The 19,937-nt window shown below is 48.4% G+C and carries 24 protein-coding genes and 1 pseudogene; 20 read left to right on the top strand and 5 right to left on the bottom strand.

The window, feature by feature from the left end; translation table 11 throughout:
• Positions 1-111: 111 nt before the first annotated feature.
• Complete coding sequence (locus AC07P6_RS26790; RefSeq protein ID WP_049594013.1) at positions 112-1,401, bottom strand: carbohydrate porin; 1,290 nt, start codon at positions 1,399-1,401, stop codon at positions 112-114.
• Positions 1,402-2,625: 1,224 nt separating this feature from the next.
• On the opposite strand from AC07P6_RS26790, the gene AC07P6_RS26785 reads away from it, so the two are divergent.
• The 18 genes and pseudogenes from AC07P6_RS26785 to AC07P6_RS26700 all read left to right on the top strand — a co-directional run bounded on the left by AC07P6_RS26785 (position 2,626) and on the right by AC07P6_RS26700 (position 14,273).
• Positions 2,626-2,931, top strand: a complete 306-nt coding sequence (locus AC07P6_RS26785; protein ID WP_012540235.1) for a PTS sugar transporter subunit IIB — start codon at positions 2,626-2,628, stop codon at positions 2,929-2,931.
• Between the two features lie 19 nt (positions 2,932-2,950).
• Positions 2,951-4,285 (top strand): PTS sugar transporter subunit IIC, encoded by a 1,335-nt coding sequence (locus AC07P6_RS26780; protein ID WP_478317103.1) that lies wholly within the window; start codon positions 2,951-2,953, stop codon positions 4,283-4,285.
• Between the two features lie 38 nt (positions 4,286-4,323).
• Positions 4,324-5,703, top strand: coding sequence for a glycoside hydrolase family 1 protein (locus tag AC07P6_RS26775; protein ID WP_049594011.1), 1,380 nt, complete (start codon positions 4,324-4,326; stop codon positions 5,701-5,703).
• Positions 5,704-5,713: 10 nt separating this feature from the next.
• A complete protein-coding gene (locus AC07P6_RS26770) occupies positions 5,714-6,025 on the top strand; it encodes a PTS lactose/cellobiose transporter subunit IIA (protein ID WP_049594032.1) in 312 nt (103 codons plus the stop codon).
• A gap of 380 nt (positions 6,026-6,405) precedes the next feature.
• Positions 6,406-7,035, top strand: a complete 630-nt coding sequence (locus AC07P6_RS26765) for a GNAT family protein (RefSeq protein ID WP_228728080.1) — start codon at positions 6,406-6,408, stop codon at positions 7,033-7,035.
• Between the two features lie 65 nt (positions 7,036-7,100).
• A protein-coding gene (locus tag AC07P6_RS26760) for an IS3-like element ISKpn37 family transposase (protein WP_478315063.1) occupies positions 7,101-8,266 on the top strand; the annotation gives its coding sequence in 2 pieces (ribosomal slippage) (positions 7,101-7,365 and positions 7,365-8,266; 1,167 coding nt in all).
• A gap of 169 nt (positions 8,267-8,435) precedes the next feature.
• Positions 8,436-8,906, top strand: coding sequence for a hypothetical protein (locus AC07P6_RS26755; protein ID WP_094963531.1), 471 nt, complete (start codon positions 8,436-8,438; stop codon positions 8,904-8,906).
• A 73-nt stretch (positions 8,907-8,979) separates the two neighbouring features.
• Positions 8,980-9,201: a hypothetical protein gene (locus AC07P6_RS26750; protein ID WP_047684010.1), complete on the top strand. Its 222-nt coding sequence runs from the start codon at positions 8,980-8,982 to the stop codon at positions 9,199-9,201.
• A 55-nt stretch (positions 9,202-9,256) separates the two neighbouring features.
• Positions 9,257-9,485, top strand: a pseudogene (locus AC07P6_RS26745) (DUF905 family protein).
• A gap of 202 nt (positions 9,486-9,687) precedes the next feature.
• Positions 9,688-10,158, top strand: coding sequence for an antirestriction protein (locus AC07P6_RS26740; RefSeq protein ID WP_134897158.1), 471 nt, complete (start codon positions 9,688-9,690; stop codon positions 10,156-10,158).
• 11 nt (positions 10,159-10,169) lie between these two features.
• Entirely contained in the window at positions 10,170-10,649 is a 480-nt protein-coding gene (gene radC, locus AC07P6_RS26735) for a RadC family protein (protein WP_040246529.1), read from the top strand.
• Between the two features lie 20 nt (positions 10,650-10,669).
• Positions 10,670-10,891: a DUF987 domain-containing protein gene (locus AC07P6_RS26730; RefSeq protein ID WP_040246532.1), complete on the top strand. Its 222-nt coding sequence runs from the start codon at positions 10,670-10,672 to the stop codon at positions 10,889-10,891.
• Between the two features lie 22 nt (positions 10,892-10,913).
• Positions 10,914-11,273: a type IV toxin-antitoxin system YeeU family antitoxin gene (locus AC07P6_RS26725; RefSeq protein WP_040246534.1), complete on the top strand. Its 360-nt coding sequence runs from the start codon at positions 10,914-10,916 to the stop codon at positions 11,271-11,273.
• Between the two features lie 51 nt (positions 11,274-11,324).
• Positions 11,325-11,702, top strand: coding sequence for a TA system toxin CbtA family protein (locus AC07P6_RS26720; protein WP_040246536.1), 378 nt, complete (start codon positions 11,325-11,327; stop codon positions 11,700-11,702).
• Positions 11,699-12,190 (top strand): DUF5983 family protein, encoded by a 492-nt coding sequence (locus AC07P6_RS26715; protein ID WP_047684020.1) that lies wholly within the window; start codon positions 11,699-11,701, stop codon positions 12,188-12,190. Before AC07P6_RS26720 ends, AC07P6_RS26715 begins: the two co-directional genes overlap by 4 nt.
• A 29-nt stretch (positions 12,191-12,219) precedes the next feature.
• Positions 12,220-12,405: a DUF957 domain-containing protein gene (locus AC07P6_RS26710; RefSeq protein ID WP_047684023.1), complete on the top strand. Its 186-nt coding sequence runs from the start codon at positions 12,220-12,222 to the stop codon at positions 12,403-12,405.
• An 81-nt stretch (positions 12,406-12,486) separates the two neighbouring features.
• A complete protein-coding gene (locus AC07P6_RS26705; RefSeq protein WP_047684026.1) occupies positions 12,487-13,332 on the top strand; it encodes a DUF4942 domain-containing protein in 846 nt (281 codons plus the stop codon).
• Positions 13,333-13,475: 143 nt separating this feature from the next.
• The gene (locus AC07P6_RS26700) at positions 13,476-14,273 is read left to right on the top strand and encodes a helix-turn-helix transcriptional regulator (protein ID WP_047684029.1); all 798 of its coding nucleotides are present in this window, start codon (positions 13,476-13,478) and stop codon (positions 14,271-14,273) included.
• Positions 14,274-14,528: 255 nt separating this feature from the next.
• Here AC07P6_RS26700 and AC07P6_RS26695 read toward each other — a convergent pair whose 3' ends face one another.
• From AC07P6_RS26695 to AC07P6_RS26680, 4 genes are all read right to left on the bottom strand, one after another.
• A complete protein-coding gene (locus AC07P6_RS26695) occupies positions 14,529-15,194 on the bottom strand; it encodes a hypothetical protein (protein ID WP_478315072.1) in 666 nt (221 codons plus the stop codon).
• A gap of 153 nt (positions 15,195-15,347) precedes the next feature.
• Positions 15,348-15,782, bottom strand: coding sequence for a VOC family protein (locus AC07P6_RS26690; RefSeq protein ID WP_478315071.1), 435 nt, complete (start codon positions 15,780-15,782; stop codon positions 15,348-15,350).
• A gap of 57 nt (positions 15,783-15,839) precedes the next feature.
• A complete protein-coding gene (symE, locus tag AC07P6_RS26685; protein ID WP_478315070.1) occupies positions 15,840-16,163 on the bottom strand; it encodes an endoribonuclease SymE in 324 nt (107 codons plus the stop codon).
• 289 nt (positions 16,164-16,452) lie between these two features.
• Positions 16,453-17,157, bottom strand: a complete 705-nt coding sequence (locus tag AC07P6_RS26680) for a DNA/RNA non-specific endonuclease (RefSeq protein WP_478317102.1) — start codon at positions 17,155-17,157, stop codon at positions 16,453-16,455.
• Between the two features lie 483 nt (positions 17,158-17,640).
• On the opposite strand from AC07P6_RS26680, the gene AC07P6_RS26675 reads away from it, so the two are divergent.
• Both AC07P6_RS26675 and AC07P6_RS26670 read left to right on the top strand, forming a co-directional pair.
• On the top strand, positions 17,641-18,675 hold the full coding sequence (locus AC07P6_RS26675; RefSeq protein WP_478315069.1) for a DUF1176 domain-containing protein: 1,035 nt from the start codon (positions 17,641-17,643) through the stop codon (positions 18,673-18,675).
• 203 nt (positions 18,676-18,878) lie between these two features.
• Positions 18,879-19,889 carry a LacI family DNA-binding transcriptional regulator gene (locus tag AC07P6_RS26670; RefSeq protein ID WP_478315068.1) on the top strand — a complete coding sequence of 337 codons (1,011 nt, stop codon included), beginning with the start codon at positions 18,879-18,881 and terminating at the stop codon, positions 19,887-19,889.
• Positions 19,890-19,937: the final 48 nt, after the last annotated feature.

Below are 19,937 nucleotides of genomic sequence, written 5' to 3'. Positions count from 1 at the left end.
CGGTGATAGTAAGTTTTAAGATTGCGTATTGTAAAATTGTGATCGTGGGCTGAGCGCTGCATCTGATGTAAAGCGGATCGTTACATCCGCTTTACTATCGACCTGGCGTCATTACCACCACATATCGGCCTGGACACCTACAAGGAAGTCACCACGACTGTCCATCCAGCTCACATTGTATTTACGATCGACATAGGTCGCGAGCAGTCGAATCTCCGGTGATGGCCCCATTCCGGTGTTAACGGTAAATGTCGGAACAAAGCTAATCTTACTGGAGCGGCTGCTCTGGTCCATATTATTCACGACAAGATCGTTATCGACGTAGCCGACTTCTGTCTGTATTGAGAAGAACTCATTAAACGGGAAAACTGAGCGTAATGATGCTGCATACCATGAGTCATGGTGGCCTGCTTCATAGTCATTATATTGGTAGGTGAAGGTGGGTAAAATATTGACGTTAGCACCATACCAGCCTCCCCATACAAACATACGATAGGACTGGTCGCCCTCCTGGACCTTAGTTTGATAGGGTTTATAGCCGTTATTTACATCCTGCATTGTTTTCTGATACAGAGAGCTTTTACGATACATCGACGTATCCGTTAATGTCGCGCCTAGGAGATCTCCGGAACCCAGTCCGCGTCCTGCCTGTAAAATGACTTTTGAAAAACCGCCAGTGGCGGTAAAGAAATCATCCCTGGAGTAGATGACGGTTCCTTCTATGCCTTTAGTTGCATATTTGTGGTCATCACCAATAAATGAGTTATCTGGCATCTGTTTAGCGGCAATCTCAAAATCCCATGCGCCATATTTTGCGCTGGAGTGCACGGTGTGCATGATCGCCGAATTACCATCCGGGCGTTCAGTATGGTTAGCATCATTACTGACGATGTAAGCCATATCCCATTTCCCACCACCCAATTCAAGGTCTTTAACCCCAATACCGGTACCTGAGTAATCGGTATAGAAATAATCGGTTGTGAATACATAGTTTTCACGATCGTAGTATCTCAGGCCACCCCATAGTTTACCCGTCGGGGTAATGCCGCCGAGTTCTACGTAGCTTTCTGAAATACCTGTTTCGCGCGGTGCCGCACGGGTTTGTAAACCATCCCCTTTAGACTCGATTGTCAGATGAATATCGACAGATTTACCGTCATTTAAATTCCATAATTTATTCAGCCGACCTTCCCAGCTATTGTCAACTTCAGCCCCCAGACGGCCCATGTTTTTATCAATCTCATCTGCATAACCCGCTTTGCTAAAGTTATCTCTGGCATCAAAAAGGGACCCGGCTCTTATATAGCCGTGAAAACCAATGGTTTCACTCGCCGTTACCTGTGAGGAAAGTAACATTCCACAGCAGAGCATAATTGAACTTGCGAGGTAGTTCTTTTTCATAACAATCCCTTTTCAAAATGTATTGATAAGTTAAAAGTCTTTAAGTAAAAAGTTTTAATCCAGAGGGTAGTGCTATTAAAGCAAAGGGTTATTAACCCATTACTTTTGTTTTTTGTTAGCATTCTGTTCTCCCCTTGCTTCATGAAATAAAATGAAAGTCGGGGCGCAGCTGATCAATGATGAGATCAACCGTTTGGGTTAATAGCTTAATAGCTTAATAGCTTAATAGCTTAATAGTGAACAGAATAATGACTATTCTTTTACCGATCATCAGCGATGTATCTGTGAAAGCGATAACTGTTCTATATAAATTCGACTCGCGTTGTCTATTCTTAACCTGCAAACTAATACCAGATGCTAGGGGAATTTAAATACGCTGCGACAGCGTTCGTTTTCAGGCGCTGAGATTGCTGCTGATTTACACTTTTGGCGTATCAAAGATATCCCGTTATCAATTAATTTCCTGAGCCATATCTCCATCGAAGTTTTGCATAATTAAAAAGTCACAATGAGATAAGAGGGGTATTCACCTGACCCTGTTTCGCTTGTGTCATCTTAGATTCCATTTAAGGCGTTTAGGCAGCCTTAAATCAGCATTAGACATCGGTTGACATTCACTCTCTAAGAAATCGGTTTCATGATCAACTGAATTTTAACCTTTTGTCATGAAGTGTGCGTTCCGTCACATTTGGTAATATGTGATAATATATTGATTATAATAGATTTTATATTGAAAATACGTCAATATTATCATTTCATAAAATTCGGTTTTTTCTTTATATTTTTAGATATCGGTTTCATATTGGTCTGACTTGTAGTCATTCGCTCCCTAAGCTGTAGCGCTCAAACCCTGGTGGTTTTACCTCTAAAGCAACCGAGCAGTCAGGGTATGTCAGCTTGAGATTTCATGCGGCGTAGCGGCAGGCAGAGCGGATAGCTCCATCGGTAATTTCCACAGGTTTGCGCTGAACGGCGGGCTGGCGCAGTGGGTTACATCGGTGACGACTGCGGTAAAGATTGTGTTTGATACCGGTATCTTAGAGCAATTAAAAGGGTTATAACGATAAAATTTGAATGTTATTTTTATAACGCATTGATATATATAGGCCTTAATGATAAGGATAGTGATCGCTGTCACGATTACGGCATTTATGCTTGAAATCGATTTCCTAAAAAATGATATGGATTTATATTGCTTCGAACTATCAATATGGAGATTTAAAAATGAAAAAGATCATGCTTTGTTGCTCCGCAGGTATGTCTACAAGCCTGCTGGTAAAAAAAATGGAAGAAGCCGCGGAAGCGAAGAACCTGGATGTTGAAATCAAGGCTTTTGGCGTGGCTGAATTTGATGAAAACATGCCCAACTACCATGTCGTGCTGCTTGGACCGCAAATTAAGTATATGCAGAATAATTTATCGTCTAAAGCGTCCGTTTATGGAATTAAAGTCCAACCTATCGAGATGCTGGACTATGGGATGCTGCGCGGAGATCGGGTTCTGGATATTGCATTAGAACTGGCTAAATGACGGTAGGGTGAAACAGCAGATGAACTCATTTTATAATTTTTTGGTTGGCATCATTGAAAAACGGCTTGCGCCGATGGCTGGTGTTATTGCTCAGCAACGATATGTCCTGGCAATACGTGATGGATTCATCGCCGCGCTGCCGTTTATGATTGTTGGCAGCTTTATGCTTGTTTTTATCTTTCCTCCAATATCAACTAATACCACTTTTCAATTTGCGAAAGCCTGGCTGAATTTCTCTGCAAACTATCGCGAACAGTTGATGTTACCGTTTAATATGAGTATGGGGTTAATGACCATATTTATTTCAGTCGGGGTAGGGGCAAGTTTAGGAAAACAATACTCTTTAGATCCTATAACAACGGGTCTTCTTTCGCTGATGTCGTTTATGCTGGTTGCCGCCGACCTTAAGAACGGCGCCCTGTCAATGCAGTATTTTTCTGGCCAAGGTATCTTTACCGCGTTGCTTTGTTCAATATATGCGACAGAGGTCTATCGTTGGCTGAAAAAACGGAATATTACAATTAAATTACCGGAGCAGGTGCCGCCTGGTGTTTCCCGGTCGTTTGAGGTGCTGATCCCGGTCATTATTATTATGATTACCTTACATCCTCTGAATCTTTTCATTGAGCATGCTACAGGTATGATTTTACCTGAAGCTATTATGGCGATACTTAAGCCCTTAGTCGCGGCATCGGATAGCCTTTTAGCGGTGATTCTAGCCGTGCTGTTGTGCCAAATCCTGTGGTTCGCGGGTATACATGGGACGATGATTGTTACCGGGATCATGAACCCTTTCTGGATGGCGAACCTTGCGTCTAACCAGGCCGCATTGGCAGCAGGAGAAGCGATCCCGCATACTTTTGTACAAGGCTTCTGGGATCATTTCCTGTTTATAGGAGGTGTGGGTTCAACCTTACCATTGGCAATTCTGCTGATCAGAAGTAGAGCTGCTCATCTTCGGACTATCGGCCGTATGGGCTTTGTACCCGGTCTTTTCAACATCAACGAACCGATATTGTTCGGCGCGCCGATCATCATGAACCCGATTTTGTTCATTCCGTTTGTGTTTATCCCTGTGATTAACGCCATTCTTGCATGGTATGCCATCGATCTGGGGCTGGTAGAGAAAGTGGTTATGATGACCGCATGGACGACTCCCGCCCCCATTGGCGCATCATGGGCAACTAACTGGGCTATTGCTCCGGTAATACTGTGCTTTATCTGTATGGCTATAGCCGCGTTAATGTATTACCCGTTCGTCAAAGCATACGAGAAAACGTTGCTGGCAGCCGATAATTCAAACGTTGAAAGTAAAAATGAAGAAAGTTTTGAATTAAAGTCAGAAAAAGTTTAATACGTTAATTTTAAATATTTTAAGTCATGAGGTGATGTATGGAATATAAATTCCCGGATGGGTTTTGGTGGGGGAGCGCTTCATCTGCGACGCAATCAGAAGGTTCGGTTGATGGCGATGGAAAAGCAAAAAACATATGGGATCATTGGTATAATCTTGAGCCGAACAGATTTCATGAGCAAATTGGTCCGGCTGAAACATCCACGTTTTACAAGAATTATCATCAAGATATTCTGTTGATGAAGCGTATTGGACATAACAGCTTCCGGACATCTATCTCCTGGGCCCGATTGATGCCGGATGGCGAAAAAATCAACCGGGAAGCCGTCGAATTTTATAATAATGTCATTGATGATTTAATCGAAAATGGCATTGAACCGATTTTCGGGCTTTTCCATTTCGACATGCCGCTATACTGGCAGGAGCGAGGAGGATGGCAAAGCAGGGAAACGGTTGCAGCCTATGAAACCTACGCCAAAGTTTGTTTTGAACTGTTTGGTGATAGAGTTAAGCACTGGGTTACCTTTAATGAGCCGGTTGTCGTTGTGGAAGGGGGATATTTATACGACTTCCACTACCCGAATAATGTAAATTTCCGCAGCGCGGCGCAAGTTGCGTTTCATATCATGCTGGCACACAGTAAAGCGGTACGAGCGTATAAAGACATGGGGCTGTCCGGTAAAATTGGCATAGTGCTTAATCTGACGCCTTCATACCCTCGGTCTAATAATGAAGAGGACTTGAAAGCATCGTTTATTGCTGACCTATTCTTCAACCGTTCATTCCTGGAGCCAGCAATAAATGGTATCTATCCGGTCGAACTAATAGAGATTTTAAAAACCTACGATCAGTTGCCAGAATACGAAAGTGGAGACCTGGAAATCATCCAGCAGGGTAAGGTTGACTTCCTCGGCGTTAACTATTACCAACCGCGAAGAGTCAAAGCCAGGGCAACGATGATCAATCCTGATTCACCGTTCATGCCCGATTGGTTTTTTGAAAACTATGAAATGCCTGGCCGTAAAATGAACGTATATCGTGGCTGGGAAATTTATGAACAGGGTATTTACGATATCTTAATCAACCTACGCGATAACTATGGAAATATCCCTTGCTATATTTCTGAAAATGGCATGGGTGTTGAGAACGAGACCCGATTTATTGCTGATGACGGGCAGGTAAAAGATCATTACCGAATTGATTTTATTCGGGAGCACCTGAAGTGGGTACACCGTGCTATTAGCGAAGGGTCTCAATGCCAGGGATATCATTTATGGACCTTTATTGACAACTGGTCGTGGATGAATGCTTACAAAAACCGATATGGTTTCATTAGCCTGGACCTGGATTCTCAAGTTCGCACCGTGAAACAGAGCGGTGAATGGTTTGCAGAAGTTTCCGTGAATAATGGATTTTGATGAGGATAGTATGTTAGATACCGAAGAAGTCGTTATGGGTATTATTGTTAATGCCGGCCATTCAAGAAGTTTATGCTATGAAGCATTAAATCATGCGAAATCAGGTGATTTTGATCATGCCAGCAAATTACTTGAGATGGCCGCTGAAGCGGGTAAAGAAGCGCATGCCATACAGACTAAGCTGATTGAAGAAGACGAAGGAATGGGGAAAACTACGATGACGCTTGTGATGGTACATGCGCAAGATCATCTGATGACATCTATCCTGTGTCGCGAAATGATAACCGAGTTGGTTCAGATCTATAAAAGTAAATTGAATTAGCCTTGAATAAAGAAGGCGTCCTGGATTCGCTACCGCGCTCGCTCAGCAAAGATAGCGTGACCCTATTATCCGGGGCGTCCTTCTATAAGGGTCTACGTCATGGTTTATTTTCAGAGCTGAACTTAGCCGCGAAGCATGGACATTTGACTATGCGAATAAGCTTCATAACAGCATAATTAAGCCGGCTACGATCAGTAAATTGGTAAACGCTATATTACCGAATTAGTATTCGGCTTTTTACTACCAGCAGTCGGTCATGGAAATGCCAGTTTACTTCGCTTTTATCGCCCCGGACGGCGCACACAAAGACGGACCTGATGCTATCTGATTATTTCTGACGAAAATACCGATAGTTACCTCGGCATAAAGGGTGATTAAACATGAAATTAAAGCATGCGCTGTGCGGATGGGTACCTTCGGATTTTGACCTCTACAAGGAAACATACCTGAAGTACGGTGGCAGTGTGAATATGCACCCAGACGTTGTTCGCTTTTTTATGGACGAAAAAATACTAACATTCGATTTCTGGCATACCGAAAACAATGGGGATATCACTGCCGCATATTTCGTGACGAATAAAAAATATCCCGGCCTGAATGTTTGGCAGGATTATCCCATATCCTATGACGAAATCATTCTGCCTGCGGCTCCCGAACATAAGGTGATTCTCCCGACGAAAACTAACCGACTTTCGTCGGTCCTTCGTGGATGCGTGCTCAATTCCATTCCGGCCTTTGGCCAGGCGCCTGAGGTTTACCGAATTAAAGAGTCGTTTTCGACGAAAACGACCCGGAAGCGAAATGGTGAACTAAAACGTTTTATAAGTGCAGGCGGGGAAATCCGGCCCCTTGCAGAAATGTCCGCCAGCGTGATTGCGGACCTGTACGTCGCGCTGTTCAGATCCCGTTTTGTGGATTCCGTCCGGTGCTATGACAGATTCAGGATTGAAGCGCTGCTTAGCGCACTGCCGCAGATGGTCTCCGGGAATGCGCTCTTATTAGGTGTGTAGTGGATCGGTAATTCAGGACACCTCGAAATCCTGTTAATGTTAAAACAGTGAAAATGAGGTGATGCATGATCAAAACTCGTCGGACTAAACGTACCTTTTCCCCGGAGTTCAAGCTTGAAGCTATCGAACAGGTGGTTAAATACCAGCGTGATGTCAGAGAAGTCGCGCTGGCACTCGAGCTCAACCCTGACCATTTGCGTAAATGGATACGGTTGTATAAGCAGGAACTTCAGGGTATTGAGCCCGCTGGTAATGCTATTACCCCTGAACAACGCGAAATTCAGCAGCTTAAAGCGCGGATAAAGCGCCTTGAGATGGAAAAAGAAATACTAAAGCAGGCTGCCGTGCTGATGAGCGAAATCCCCGGGAAGCCGTCGCGCTAATCACACGGCTGAAAGCAAAGTGGCCAGTGCGGGTTCTTTGTCATTTATTCGGTATTCACCGTAGCGTTTATTACGCGCAGGTGAAGCGTCCTGTTAATGTGCAAAGAATTGAATTACGAAGTCGGGTGAGGGCTTTCCATGCTCTCAGTCGTGGCGCAGCCGGTAGCCGGGCAATCAGTCAGATGTTGCGCCAGAGTGGCGTTGATGCAGGCCGGTGGCTGGCACGACGACTGATGCGGGAATGCGGGCTGACAAGTCGACAGCCGGTTAAACATCACTACCGGGTAAACGAAGACAAAAGTCCGCCATTGCCAAATTTACTGAACCGGCAATTTAACCCCGCCGCACCAAACCGCGTCTGGTGCGGCGACATCAGTTTTATTCGCCTGCAGGACAAATGGTGTTATCTCGCGCTCGTTGTTGATTTATATTCACGGCGGATTATCGGTTCAGCCCTCTCATTAACCGCTGATGCTGAGTTGGTGTGTAGGGCTTTGCGTAATGCACTGGAAACACGACCGCGTGATGGCCGCCTGCTGTTTCATTCAGATCAAGGTGTTCAGTATAAAAGCAATAAATACAGAAAGTTACTCTGGCGTTATGGGGTAATGCAAAGTATGAGTCGCAGAGGGAATTGCCTGGATAATTCGCCGATGGAAAGAGTCTTTCGCAGCCTTAAAAGTGAATGGCTTCCGAAAGGTGGTTATGGTGATTTTAGCCATTCGGTACGCGATATAAGCCAGTGGATTAATGGTTATTACAACGTTTATCGACCTCACACGAACAACGATGGTTTACCGCCTTGCTTACATGAAGAAAAGTGGAAACAGGTTATCCCGGTGTCCTGATTTTGTGATCCACTACAGGATGACCGGTCTGCTCAAAGCCCGTCTGTTCTGGCTTGTGGGACCGCAGTGCATTGGCTGGCTGGCGGGACTGATTATCGTGAGCAAACAGCTTGTATAGCACATGGCGGACCCGGCAATCGTTACCCCTGATAATTAAAGGAGCAGCACCATGCGATTTATTCACACCATCCTGCCCGCAGGATTAATGGCCTTTACCATAACCGCACAGGCAGTCCCCAATATGTGGAGTAGCGGTTTTGGTATGGGCGTCACCGAATACATCATCACCAGTCCGGAAAAGGTGATGCTGAATCTGAGCTGTACCGGCAACCCTGACGACCAGAATATCCTGCAGCACCACGTCATGCTCACCCTGCCGGACGGTACAGAAGCTGATTCACAGGATGAAAAAACCGTCATGACCGTTGTGACGAGTGACCAGCAGTATCCGTTGCCGTCATCCCTGGGCTGGCGTAACGGTGACAACGACTGGCTGTCGTTTATTGAGGCCATCAGCAAAGCAACCTCATTTGATATTTACGTCAACGATAACAAGGTCGGGCACTTTGCCCCTTCAACCGGCAACGTCCACAAAGTCCTTGCCGATATGTCCGGCTGTACAACGCTCACCGCCGGGTAATCCGTTCCTTTCATCTTAACCCGGTGTGGGGTATACGCCGATACCCCACACCGGGTTCCCTGAGACTGACTCAATGACATTACTCAAAATACTGCTCGCTACGCTGGAGCGGGCACTGACGTGGTGTGCCAGCAGCAAAGCACAACAACTTGTGGAAGACCATTTTCGCGAAAAAGGCTACGACGAGGACAGTATTTATATCGCCAGACAGACGGCAGCCCTGCTCGCAGGTGCCTTAATCGCAGCGCTGATAGAGCAGATACTGCAACGCATCGCCACATACGTCACCCATTGATGCCCCGCACACTGAGCGGGGCATTTTGTTTTATGACGCTTATCAGGAGATGACGATGCACAACACCGACAGTCCGTTACTGCCCGAAGGCGCGTTTCCCCACAGGCAGGCTGAGGTCATCGTGGCGGCGTACCAGAACGTCGCGATTGAAGATGACCAGGGGACACACTTTCGACTGGCCATTCGCGACAGCGATAATCAGTTGATCTGGGGAGCGTGGAATGTTGAAGCCAACGCCGTGGTTTAACCGCTATCAGGTCAACCACGGCGTCAGAAACCGATAAAAAAATGCCGGTACGGAGGTTAGCGACGGCTATATGACACATCTGTTTTTCCCGATCTGAGGCCGGGTGCCCCAATATTAAGTATCCCCCTGAACCGCGCGACACAAATCAGCAATAGCGCATGAAATAAATGACAGCGCCCGGGCTCACCGCCTGTGGCGCTTTTTTATGCTCCTAAACTACCCCAATGAGGAATAGATAAATGACCGACAAAACACAGCCACTGTTTACCCCTGAAGCAACCGTTCCTGTTGCAGCTCTGCAGCAGATTGTCGCCACACCGGTCACCGATGAGAACCGCATCAGCTTCTGGCCGCAGTACTTCGGCAGCATACCGCAGTGGATAATCCTTGAGCCGACCATCTTCGCGTGGATGGACCGCTTATGCGCAGACTACTGCGGGGGTATCTGGCAGTTTTATACGCTGAGCAATGGCGGCGCATTTATGGCACCGGACGCGGAGAGTGATGAACTCTGGTCGCTATTTAACACTATGAACGGAAATGACGCGGAGATGAGCGCAGAGGCTGCCGGGATTGCGGTCTGCCTCATTGCCTACAGCCATCACGCCAGCCGCACTGAATGCGACGCCATGACAGAGCACTATTACCGTCTGCGGGACTACGCGCTCAACCACGCGGAATGCAACGCCATCATGCACATCATCGACTGAGGTCAGCCGCTATGGAACTACAGTTACCGTTGTTTGCCCGTGAATTAGCCCCTGCCGACCAGCAGAAGGTTCGGGAAGCCTTAACCCTGCTGGCGTGCCAGCTACGTGAGCCAGGCGCGCCATTTACCTCCAGTCATGCCGTCCGCGACTGGCTACGTCTGCAGCTTGCGTCACTGGAGCGGGAAGAATTTACCGTCCTCTTTCTTGATAACCAGCATCGCCTGATAGCCCACGAAACCCTCTTCACCGGCACCATCAACCATACGCAGGTCCATCCCCGCGAAGTGGTGAAATCCGGTCTCAGGTATAACGCAGCAGCTGCCGTGCTGGCACATAACCATCCCTCCGGGGAGGCGGAGCCCAGTCAGGCCGATCGTCAGGTCACTATGCGTATTCAGCGGGCGCTGGAACTGGTGGATATCCGTCTGCTGGATCACCTGGTGGTGGGTGGTATGGAAATCACCTCGTTTGCAGAGCGTGGCTGGCTATAGCACAACAGGAAAATAACCCGATGAAAATTATCAGTAAACGTCAGGCGATGGCGATATACCGCCAGTATCCGCAGTCCCGGCTGTTTCGCTTCTGTACAGGCAAATACAAATGGTCCGGCAGCGTCTGCCACTATACCGGGCGGGAAGTCCAGGATATCAGCGGTGTACTCGCCGTCTTTGCAGAGCGCCGTCAGGACCGCAGCGGCCCGTATGTCGTCCTGCGCAGTGTCACGCTCAATTAACGTTAATTTAAGGAAAGCTAAATTGTCGAATGAGATACCGGCAGTAAACCACGATATCGCTGAACCCTGGTGGGGCCTTAAGCCCACCGTCACACCGTGCTTTGGCGCACGACTGGTGCAGGAGGGCAACCAGGTGCACTATCTCGCCGACCGCGCCAGCATCACCGGTCAGTTCAGCGAGGCGGATTTACGCCATCTTGACCAGGCCTTTCCGGTACTACTCAAACAGCTGGAATTGATGCTGGTTTCCGGTGAACTCAATCCTCACCATCAGCACGGCGTTACGCTCTACGCAAAAGGGTTGACCTGCGAAGCCGATTCACTCGGCTCGCATGGCTACATTTATATTGCGATTTATCCAACGCCTGCAGCAACCGCGTAAACCTTCGCACGACTTTCCCTTGTTTTAACCCATCAACAAAGAGATCCCACTATGCAAACCCAACCGCTATCCTCCACGCAGGAGGCTTCGCCACGCCCGTCACAGGTGGATATCTGGCAGCAGCTTCTGAGTCACCTGCTGGATCGTCACTACGGTCTGACGCTTAACGACACGCCATTTGGTCACGATGGCGTGATTCAGGAGCATATCGACGCGGGTATCTCACTGTGCGATGCCGTGAATGTTATCGTGGAAAAGTACGATCTGGTGCGCACCGATCGTCCCGGTTTCAGCGCAGAAACACAGTCGCCGCTTATCAGCAGTATCGATATTCTCCGCGCCCGCAAAGCCACCGGGCTGATGACCCGCAATGACTACAGAACGGTGACCGACATCACCACCGGTAAATACCGTGAGGTGCAGCCATGAAGCTGTCCCTCACCGTGGAGGCCGATACCCTCAACGTACTGGCCCTCAACATGGGCCGGATCGCCGTCGATATCGACGGTATCGAACTGGCTGCGCTGATTGATGTGGTCTGTGACAACGGTTATTCACTTCGCGTTGCTGACGAGCCCGGGAAGCTGGTTGTTGAAGATCCACTGCCGCCTGTCACGCGCATTAACGGCATCCAGTGCAGTACCGCGCATATTACCCGTCAGGATAACACTATTCTGGACCAGACCTCTCTTCAGCGACATGACGGCAGCAACAGCGACTGGATATTGTACACCGGCTACGGCTATCTGCTCAGGCTGAACGCCCGCTTATACCCGGTCCTGGAGCTGAAGCGAATGGGGTTATCAAAGGCCTGTCGCCGGTTAGTGGTGACGCTTATGCGTCGCTATTCCGCTGACATCATCCACTTTGATGCTTCAGGTGAAGTGCTGCCCGGCTTTACCACCTTTGACTGGTGATGCATCCCCGGTAATCACAAGGTATTTTCATGCCACCATTAACCACTGAAACCGCCCTTAATATTCTGATCGACTGGCTGCAGGACAACATCATCTTCGATAACAATGAAAACAACACAGATTCAGCGGCGCTGTTGCCATGGATTGAACAGGCGCTCAGGGATGTTCGCGATCTTCGTCATCTTCAGCTTCTGCAACAGGCCGGTACAGATTAGCCTTCGCACCCTACTCATCACGCACATACAAGCGCCAGCCCTCATCGGCTGGCGCTTTGCTTTATATAAAGGAAATAAACAATGTCAGAACTTACTCTCACCGCACCCGAAGTATTAACCGGTCACACCGACGTGATTTGTTCCACCAGCATTGAGCGCATCGTCACCGGACGTAATGCCGCGCTGGCGCAGATTGAAACGTTGATACAGCAGCTTGACGATATTTCAACGCTGACCCACAGTATCGGCGGAAAAACCGCGCTGGACTGGGCGATGAAGCAGAACTTCCGTTGCGGCTGCTGGTTGATGGAAAAACCAGAAGTGGCGATGAAAGCCATTACCCGCAATCTCGATCGCGGTATATGGCGAGACCTCATGAAGAAGTCAGGGATGCTCAGTCTGATGGATGCTGCAGCCCGTGAGCAGTGGTACAACAGCCTGGAAAAGGACGACATTCCGGCTGTCAGCGAAGAGAATATTATGAGCACCTTTGAGCAACTGCATCTGAACAAGGGGGCGGTGTTTGAGCGCGGAGTGATCAATGTGTTCAAAGGCTTAAGCTGGGACTATAGGACGAACAGCCCCTGTAAGTTTGGCGCGAAAATCATTGTGACGGGACTGGTCAAATTCGACCGTTGGGGATTTGGGCTTAACTGGGGCTGGCAACGTGACCGGTTAGCGGATCTTGAACGTATGCTGATGCTTCTGGACGGGAAACCAGTTCCCGACAACCGTGCCGACGTCACTCGTCGACTCGGCGATCATATCCATGAGAACAGGCACAGCAATCGTTACGAGGACGAGATGTTTGCCATCAAATACTTTCAGAAGGGAACGGCACATATCACTTTTAAGCGACCGGAACTGGTCGATAAGCTGAATGACATCATCGCCCAACACTATCCGGGGATGCTGGCTGCTAAGTAAGTGTAAAAGGTCTTCTCTTTTGGGTGATGGCCTTTTAAATCTTCCACACTTATGACAAATTCCTATCTGAAAACACGTTTATGTGTATTTACGCGTTTTTGTGTTTTAATGTCAGCCATCAACCTCATGAGAAGAGTGATGCCATGTTACAGAACAACATCAAACAGCTTCGTACTCAACTGTCGATTACGCAGCGCGAGCTGGCGTATATGGTCGGCACCAGCCAACAGCAAATCCAACGCATCGAAACCGGAAAGGTCGCAGCAAAGCTGGGCACTGCACAGGCAATATGCAATGCTTTGGATAAGCCTTTAAACATCGTATTCCCGGAAAGCGATCGGTTGATTAACGACTTTCACAAGAAGCGCCGTAAAACCGATGATGATCTTGAGGAGATAGCTACAAGCGGTATTGAAATGGATAGCGGTCTCTGGATCGTAAAACTCTGGCTACATGGGCAGCAGGATTATTTATTGTTGCCCATTTCTGCTGCTGATAAGCGGAGGTTTTATTATTATTTTCAGGAAACAGCTAGCCCGAATGTAGAGCGGTTCTTTGTCTTTGACTCGGATCAGTATCGTTATGCGTTAAATATGCGTGAAGTGGTATTTCACCAGTTCTTGTCTGATGGTCTACCGCCAATCGTTGCTGAAGAAGATGATGATTACGAAGACGATTATTTTAATGTCCATATCACCTTGGTGAACGGTGGCCCTGTGATTCCGCTGAGTGTTGAGCCTGATGCGCCGCAAAACGAAGAGGCGGATGATATCTGTCAGTTGAATGCGTTCTTTGACAAACTGGACTGCGAGCCTGAAACCACAGATCGTTATATGTTAACCGACGAAGATGGAGAAGATGCTTTTATCCGTATTGGTTCTATTGCCATGGTACGAGTCGTACTTGACGCGCTGGAGCCTGTGGAAGAAGATGAAGAGTAGTTTTTAGCTAGATGTATTCTCAGGGAATCGCGTTGAGTATACATGTGAGTATACAATGTGGTTTCTTGTTTTTATAAACAAATTAATTTCAATTGGTTATGGCGTAAATTGCGGTGCGGTCTTCGCACCAAATCACCCAATCAGTCCACTAAAAATCTTTTTTGTATCTGCATTTCATCATTTGAAAACCTCCTATTGAGGTATCTGTTCTTCTGGCTCCGATGTGGTTAGCACAGCACCCTCAACACTATCTACCTACGCTTCATCCTCACACCACCTTTCAAACAGCCTGGCGAATCTGGTGCTTTGCCAGGTATCCCCAATCTGGCTAAAGATAAAGCCAGTGACCACAATAGCGGAAATAAAGTAAAACAGTGAAAAAGCGATAACCGAATTTACGCCCCCGCTGGCCAGTAACGATTGTATTGTTGTCCACCAGGCGCAAGCAAAAATGACTATTGAAATTAGCCAGAAAACTCCGCTAACGATGTGGAAATTTTTTATTTTTTTAGCATCTACAGAAAAATGCTTTTCTTCACAACGATATAAGGATGGGTTTTTAAGGAAACTCATTAATCGTACATCATATGAGCCGATATTTTTATCAGCGATAAAAGCTATCAGCTTATGGGCGTGCCAGACAGGGAGAGTAATCCCGATCTGCTCATACAAAAACTTTATTTGTACCGTCTGATGCGTCCTTGAGATCTTGGTGTCGAGTATTTCAGCGTTTGCTATCTCCGCGATTTTATTCAGCACCTCTATTTTTGTTTCAATAGGAACCTTTTCAAAGCGAATTATTCGCTTCGCTGGCGGGCTGGACATCACCTTTCCCGCCCAGTCGATGATCTTTTTAGCCACATATAAAATCGCGGGTAGCAATACCAGCTTTGCAATATCTATCTCGTTAATGGCTCCCATATTTATTCCTTAATAAAATGAATAAGTAATGAATCTACAACACTGAATTAATTTTATGTAGCCCTCATTATTATGAGGGCTTCGATATGGCGAATTCCTGGTCTGACTTAATGCCATCCGCCCAATACGGCCCCTGTCCAGAGGCCGTCCTGCTCAAAGGCTGAAACTAATCTCTACTGATTCCGCACTGCGTTCAGCCTCTCCGTGGTAAACCGCTTCAATATTGTTACCATCGGGATCGAGTACGAAGGCCGCGTAGTATCCGGGGTGATAGGTTCGCTCTCCGGGCGCTCCGTTATCACGCCCGCCGTGTGCCAGCGCCGCCTGGTAAAAAGCATCCACCGTTTCACGGCCCCTGGCCTGGAAAGCCAGATGATGGCGTCCTGTCGGTTTACCGGCAGACCCTGGACTTTTTATTGATGAAACAACAAGTTCATCAGCCCAAAAGTAATCGTCGTAGGTATTCACGATAGGGATCTCAAGAACCGCCAGTACGGCTGTATAAAACGCTTTGCTGGCCTCGAAATCATTTACAATGAGCTGGATATGGTCGATAAGCCTGCCGCGATGTAGTCGATAAGTTTCCATGATCGGTTTCCTCATTCAGTCTATAAGACACGAAATCTCATTGTGATAATAATCTCTCTAACCCCGTCCCCCAATAACCCCGATAAACTCTCTGACCTGCTTCTGTTTCCTGGCCGACAGCTTCTCCACTTTGCGCATCGCGGCTTCCAGTTCCGGTTCTGGCTCGATTGTCGTCAACACGATACAGCCGTTCATCACTCGCACAGCTACTTTGGTGCCGGTCGTAAATCCTGCCGCCGCTAGCCACTCGCCTTTCATGATCACCGCCGGAATACGGCTACGATCTGGCAAACGTCTCACATAACTCACCGTCAACTGACGCTTATTCTTCGGCGACACTTCAGGATCAAACGAATCTACAATACAATCGATATCAGTCATGGTTGCTATTCTCTGTAAATAGTAATTGTGATCAGCGGTGCGGGTGTGCGCCAACACATTCGCACCGCGCTAAATAACACCTGTAAACCTAACCAGTAATAAACGCAAAGTCCAGAATTTAATCGAACATAATAAACGCCTTTAACCGCATGTTAAGAATGAATGAAATACGTAACCCGATTATTTAGCTCCAACGGTAAATACCTTTCCTGATATTGCTTAAATAACCAAAAAATAGTCTCGAACAATAATACAAATTTAATACCTGAATCAGGATGAAAATATCAAATCAAGAGCAGCCCAATTTCTTCGCCAGCGTACCTTTATGGGTCTTCAGGCTTTGGGCAATCTCCGGCGGCAGGGTAGACCAAAAAGAGAGCGCCGGATGGGTTCGTTGCTCAATCTCTTCCACCGTTACCTGATAATCACAAAAACTGGCGCTTTTTGGCGTCGCCTGATCCAGTAAAAACGCCGCGTATTCGCCTTTATCCGGGCTGGAACCGATAAAAATAATCTTCCAGTAGCCGCTAGGGATCTCCACGTCGGGCGCGGCGGGCAGGGTGGCAATATGCCGTTCGAACAGCGGCCCGGTTACGGACCAGACTGCTGTGACGTCGCTGCGCTCGGCAAGAGCGCGCTCCTTATCCTCCAGCCTTGCCCATGCTCCCTGATTCAGCCCGGACTCCTGCGGCGTAATATTGGAAAGGTAGTTTAATGTCTGCCAGTCCGCGCTTGCGCCCAGCCCGGCGAGCGGGGCCTGATGCCCGCGATCGACCGTCAGCGCCGTGCTTGCCCCTTTATAGGCAGCAGGGGCTAACGTATCTGCGGCGGGTAAATCCGGATCGCGCTTCCAACTGCGCGAGCGTCCGCTAGCCTGGCTGGCTTTGGTGATTTTATACGCCACCCAATTAGCGAATTTGCTGCGGCTGTTGTTATTCAGCGTATAGGCTTCGCGAACCAGCGTCTGTGCGCTTCCGCCGGTCGGGCAGCCCACTTCACAATTATCGATAGCGGATGTGCCAGCGGCGCACGCTAGCCCTAAAAATAACAATGGCAACAGGCACAAAAATCTATATATCTTCATTTTATTTATAACGTGATAGCGAATGTGAATCCAAATTCATAAACAGCAGAAAGGCGCTGTTAATAACAAAATGTCGCAATTCATAAATGAATTTGAAAGATGAAGTGAGAGAATAAAAACAACCAGAAAAAGGCGACAGAGTGAAATATCACAAGATGATTAAACATCACGCCGGATGATATTTTTTGATAATCAAATGATATTGGATGATGCCAAAGAATATATTCCCACCCAACACTCTGGACCGATCGTGATGTGAGAATGTTTGATGAAGGACAAAGGGACCTGCAACCTCTGATATTGTCTGAAAAGAATAAAAGAGAAGGGAAAAAACTTCTCTCCGTCACGGGCATTGTTCAGACTACGGAAAATTATCCGATAGGGAGAAATGGTATGAAAAAGGGAATTAGGGCAGGACTACTGACATTAGCCGTACTCAGCGCCCCCGCGCTGGCGGAAAAAAGCGGCGTTTCATTCAGCCATAAAGACTGGGAAGTGGTCTGTGATAACACGCTGACCTGCCGGGCGGCGGGATACAGTCCCGACGAAGGTGCTGGTGGTTCAGTGCTGCTGACCCGTCAGGCCGGAGCGGGGACTGCGGTGTCTGGGGAACTTATGCTGGCGGAGATTACCGATAGCGATGTTTATCCTGACAAGCTGACGCTGTGGATCAATGACCAGCCAGCGGGCGAAGTGAAGCCTGGAAAAGAGAGTTGGCCACTGTCGGACAAACAAACTGTCGAAATCATCAATGCGGTCAAAGGCAGTGGAAAAATTGAATTTAAAGGCGGTCCGGACCCGTTTGTGCTCTCCGGCGATGGCGCTTATGCGGTGCTGCTGAAAATGGACGATGTTCAGGGGCGAATCGGTACGCCGGGCGCGCTGACCAAAAAAGGTGATAAACCGGAGAGCAGCGTCCGGGCCGCCGTTCCCGCGCCAGTGATTTACCAGGTTAAGCCTGAGAAGGCTCAGGAAAGAGCGTTGACAGCGCCTGAACTGGCGGTGCTGAAGCCAAAATTACTGGCAACGCTGAACAAAGATGACTGGTGCGATCTCATCCAGCCAGAGGAGGGGCAGGAGGCAGAAATTATCAGTCTGATGCCGCTTGATGACGCCCACTCGCTGATTTCTGCGCCTTGCTGGCGGGCGGCATATAACACGGGGCACGGTTACTGGGTCATTGACAGCAAGCTTGAGGGGAAACCGGAGCTCATCACTATCTCTGGTTCTGATTATGGCGAGGGTGAGATTTTTCTGGGCCAGAAAGGGCGCGGCCTCGGTGATTGCTGGGGAATGGCAAACTGGGTGTGGGATGGCACAACGTTCCGCAAAAGCCGCGAAGCGACGACCGGAATGTGTCGATATTTACGCATGGGTGGGACATGGGATCTCCCCACTTGGGTCGCAGATGTTAAACCTGGAAAGTAACGCGCTGAAATAACGCGGAAATCATTCCCTCCGGCACATTTATCAAAGTCAGTGCTGGAGGATAAGGCGATCGCCACTGTATATCGATAACGTCATTGCCTCAGCAGGTCGACGCCTTGTTCAAAATAACAGCCCATCTAATGTATTGCTAACTCGAATTAGTTTATGATTAAGCAGTTCTGTTCGTTATGGAAAATGATGTTATGGCCAAAACTGTTGAGCAAGTCGCCAGAGCGCTGGAAATCTCGATTACTACCGTGCGGCTGGTGCTGGGGGGTAAAGCTGAGCAGTACCGCATCAGCGCCAAAACGCAGCAGCGTATTAATGACTATATCGCTGAGAACGGGCTGGTCGTTAACCACATCGCCCGCAGTCTGAAGCTCAATAAAACCGAGACCTTAGGGTTGGTGATCCCGCGCCTGTCGAACCTGTTTTTCTCCACCCTGGCGGAAAAGCTGGAAGCCTGCTGCCGCCAGGCAGGGTATCAACTGATGATCGCCTGTACCTACAGCGACAGCGAGCATGAAAACAGCCTGGTTGAAGGGCTGTTGGCGCGCAATGTTGATGGATTATTTGTCGTGCCTTCTAATCGGGAGACACAGCTGCATCATCAGAAGGTAGCGCGCAAGCGGCCGCTGGTGCTGCTCGACCGCGATTTTGGTGAGAGCGACGTATCGCTGGTGGTGAGTGATAACTACAACGGCAGTAAAAAACTGGTGCAGGCGATGACTCAGGCTGTAGACGTCTCGCCGATTTTTTTTATCGCCGGGGATACCCAGCAGCCGTCTATCCAGCGCCGTTTGCAGGGTTATCTTAGCGAGCTGCCAGCCGGGAAAGAGTGGATTTTATCGGCCAGCCATAACCGTCAGGAAGAGGGTAAACAGCTGATGCTCGATTTTCTCCGCCAGCATCGGGAGCCGCCGAAGGCGTTTATCGCCTCATCGCTGCCGATTCTGGAGGGGACGCTAAGCGCGCTGCGGGAAACCTATGGTTTTATTCCGTCGGATATTCCAATAGGGACCTTCGATGAACATCAGATGTTAGGTTTCCTGCCGAATGCGGTGTGGTCGATGCGTCAGGACGAGGACGCCTGGGCCCAGCACGCGTTTCATCTGATGCAGCAGAAGCTGCAGGGCGAGAATGCCGACGTGAAGATCACGGTGCCGATGACGCTGATTCACCGCCCTTTGTCGGTGGAAAAGCAGTGCGGTTAAGCGTGAGTGTGGACGCTTTCCTGGCGGTGGAGAGCGGAGCGCGCACAG

It is taken from the genome of Klebsiella sp. GFKo11 (genome assembly GCF_056490265.1).
This window is presented reverse-complemented; position numbering and strand designations above follow the sequence as displayed.

What these genes read in the sequence shown, in the direction of transcription:
- AC07P6_RS26670 (WP_478315068.1), top strand. Translation starts at nt 18,879, where the DNA reads ATGGCCAAAACTGTTGAGCAAGTCGCCAGAGCGCTGGAAATCTCGATT.
- AC07P6_RS26705 (WP_047684026.1), top strand. Translation starts at nt 12,487, where the DNA reads ATGTCAGAACTTACTCTCACCGCACCCGAAGTATTAACCGGTCACACC.
- radC (WP_040246529.1), top strand. Translation starts at nt 10,170, where the DNA reads ATGGAACTACAGTTACCGTTGTTTGCCCGTGAATTAGCCCCTGCCGAC.
- AC07P6_RS26675 (WP_478315069.1), top strand. Translation starts at nt 17,641, where the DNA reads ATGAAAAAGGGAATTAGGGCAGGACTACTGACATTAGCCGTACTCAGC.
- AC07P6_RS26710 (WP_047684023.1), top strand. Translation starts at nt 12,220, where the DNA reads ATGCCACCATTAACCACTGAAACCGCCCTTAATATTCTGATCGACTGG.
- AC07P6_RS26700 (WP_047684029.1), top strand. Translation starts at nt 13,476, where the DNA reads ATGTTACAGAACAACATCAAACAGCTTCGTACTCAACTGTCGATTACG.
- AC07P6_RS26780 (WP_478317103.1), top strand. Translation starts at nt 2,951, where the DNA reads ATGAACTCATTTTATAATTTTTTGGTTGGCATCATTGAAAAACGGCTT.
- AC07P6_RS26755 (WP_094963531.1), top strand. Translation starts at nt 8,436, where the DNA reads ATGCGATTTATTCACACCATCCTGCCCGCAGGATTAATGGCCTTTACC.
- AC07P6_RS26775 (WP_049594011.1), top strand. Translation starts at nt 4,324, where the DNA reads ATGGAATATAAATTCCCGGATGGGTTTTGGTGGGGGAGCGCTTCATCT.
- AC07P6_RS26690 (WP_478315071.1), bottom strand. Translation starts at nt 15,782, where the DNA reads ATGGAAACTTATCGACTACATCGCGGCAGGCTTATCGACCATATCCAG.
- AC07P6_RS26740 (WP_134897158.1), top strand. Translation starts at nt 9,688, where the DNA reads ATGACCGACAAAACACAGCCACTGTTTACCCCTGAAGCAACCGTTCCT.
- AC07P6_RS26750 (WP_047684010.1), top strand. Translation starts at nt 8,980, where the DNA reads ATGACATTACTCAAAATACTGCTCGCTACGCTGGAGCGGGCACTGACG.
- AC07P6_RS26730 (WP_040246532.1), top strand. Translation starts at nt 10,670, where the DNA reads ATGAAAATTATCAGTAAACGTCAGGCGATGGCGATATACCGCCAGTAT.
- symE (WP_478315070.1), bottom strand. Translation starts at nt 16,163, where the DNA reads ATGACTGATATCGATTGTATTGTAGATTCGTTTGATCCTGAAGTGTCG.
- AC07P6_RS26770 (WP_049594032.1), top strand. Translation starts at nt 5,714, where the DNA reads ATGTTAGATACCGAAGAAGTCGTTATGGGTATTATTGTTAATGCCGGC.
- AC07P6_RS26720 (WP_040246536.1), top strand. Translation starts at nt 11,325, where the DNA reads ATGCAAACCCAACCGCTATCCTCCACGCAGGAGGCTTCGCCACGCCCG.
- AC07P6_RS26785 (WP_012540235.1), top strand. Translation starts at nt 2,626, where the DNA reads ATGAAAAAGATCATGCTTTGTTGCTCCGCAGGTATGTCTACAAGCCTG.
- AC07P6_RS26765 (WP_228728080.1), top strand. Translation starts at nt 6,406, where the DNA reads ATGAAATTAAAGCATGCGCTGTGCGGATGGGTACCTTCGGATTTTGAC.
- AC07P6_RS26695 (WP_478315072.1), bottom strand. Translation starts at nt 15,194, where the DNA reads ATGGGAGCCATTAACGAGATAGATATTGCAAAGCTGGTATTGCTACCC.
- AC07P6_RS26790 (WP_049594013.1), bottom strand. Translation starts at nt 1,401, where the DNA reads ATGAAAAAGAACTACCTCGCAAGTTCAATTATGCTCTGCTGTGGAATG.
- AC07P6_RS26715 (WP_047684020.1), top strand. Translation starts at nt 11,699, where the DNA reads ATGAAGCTGTCCCTCACCGTGGAGGCCGATACCCTCAACGTACTGGCC.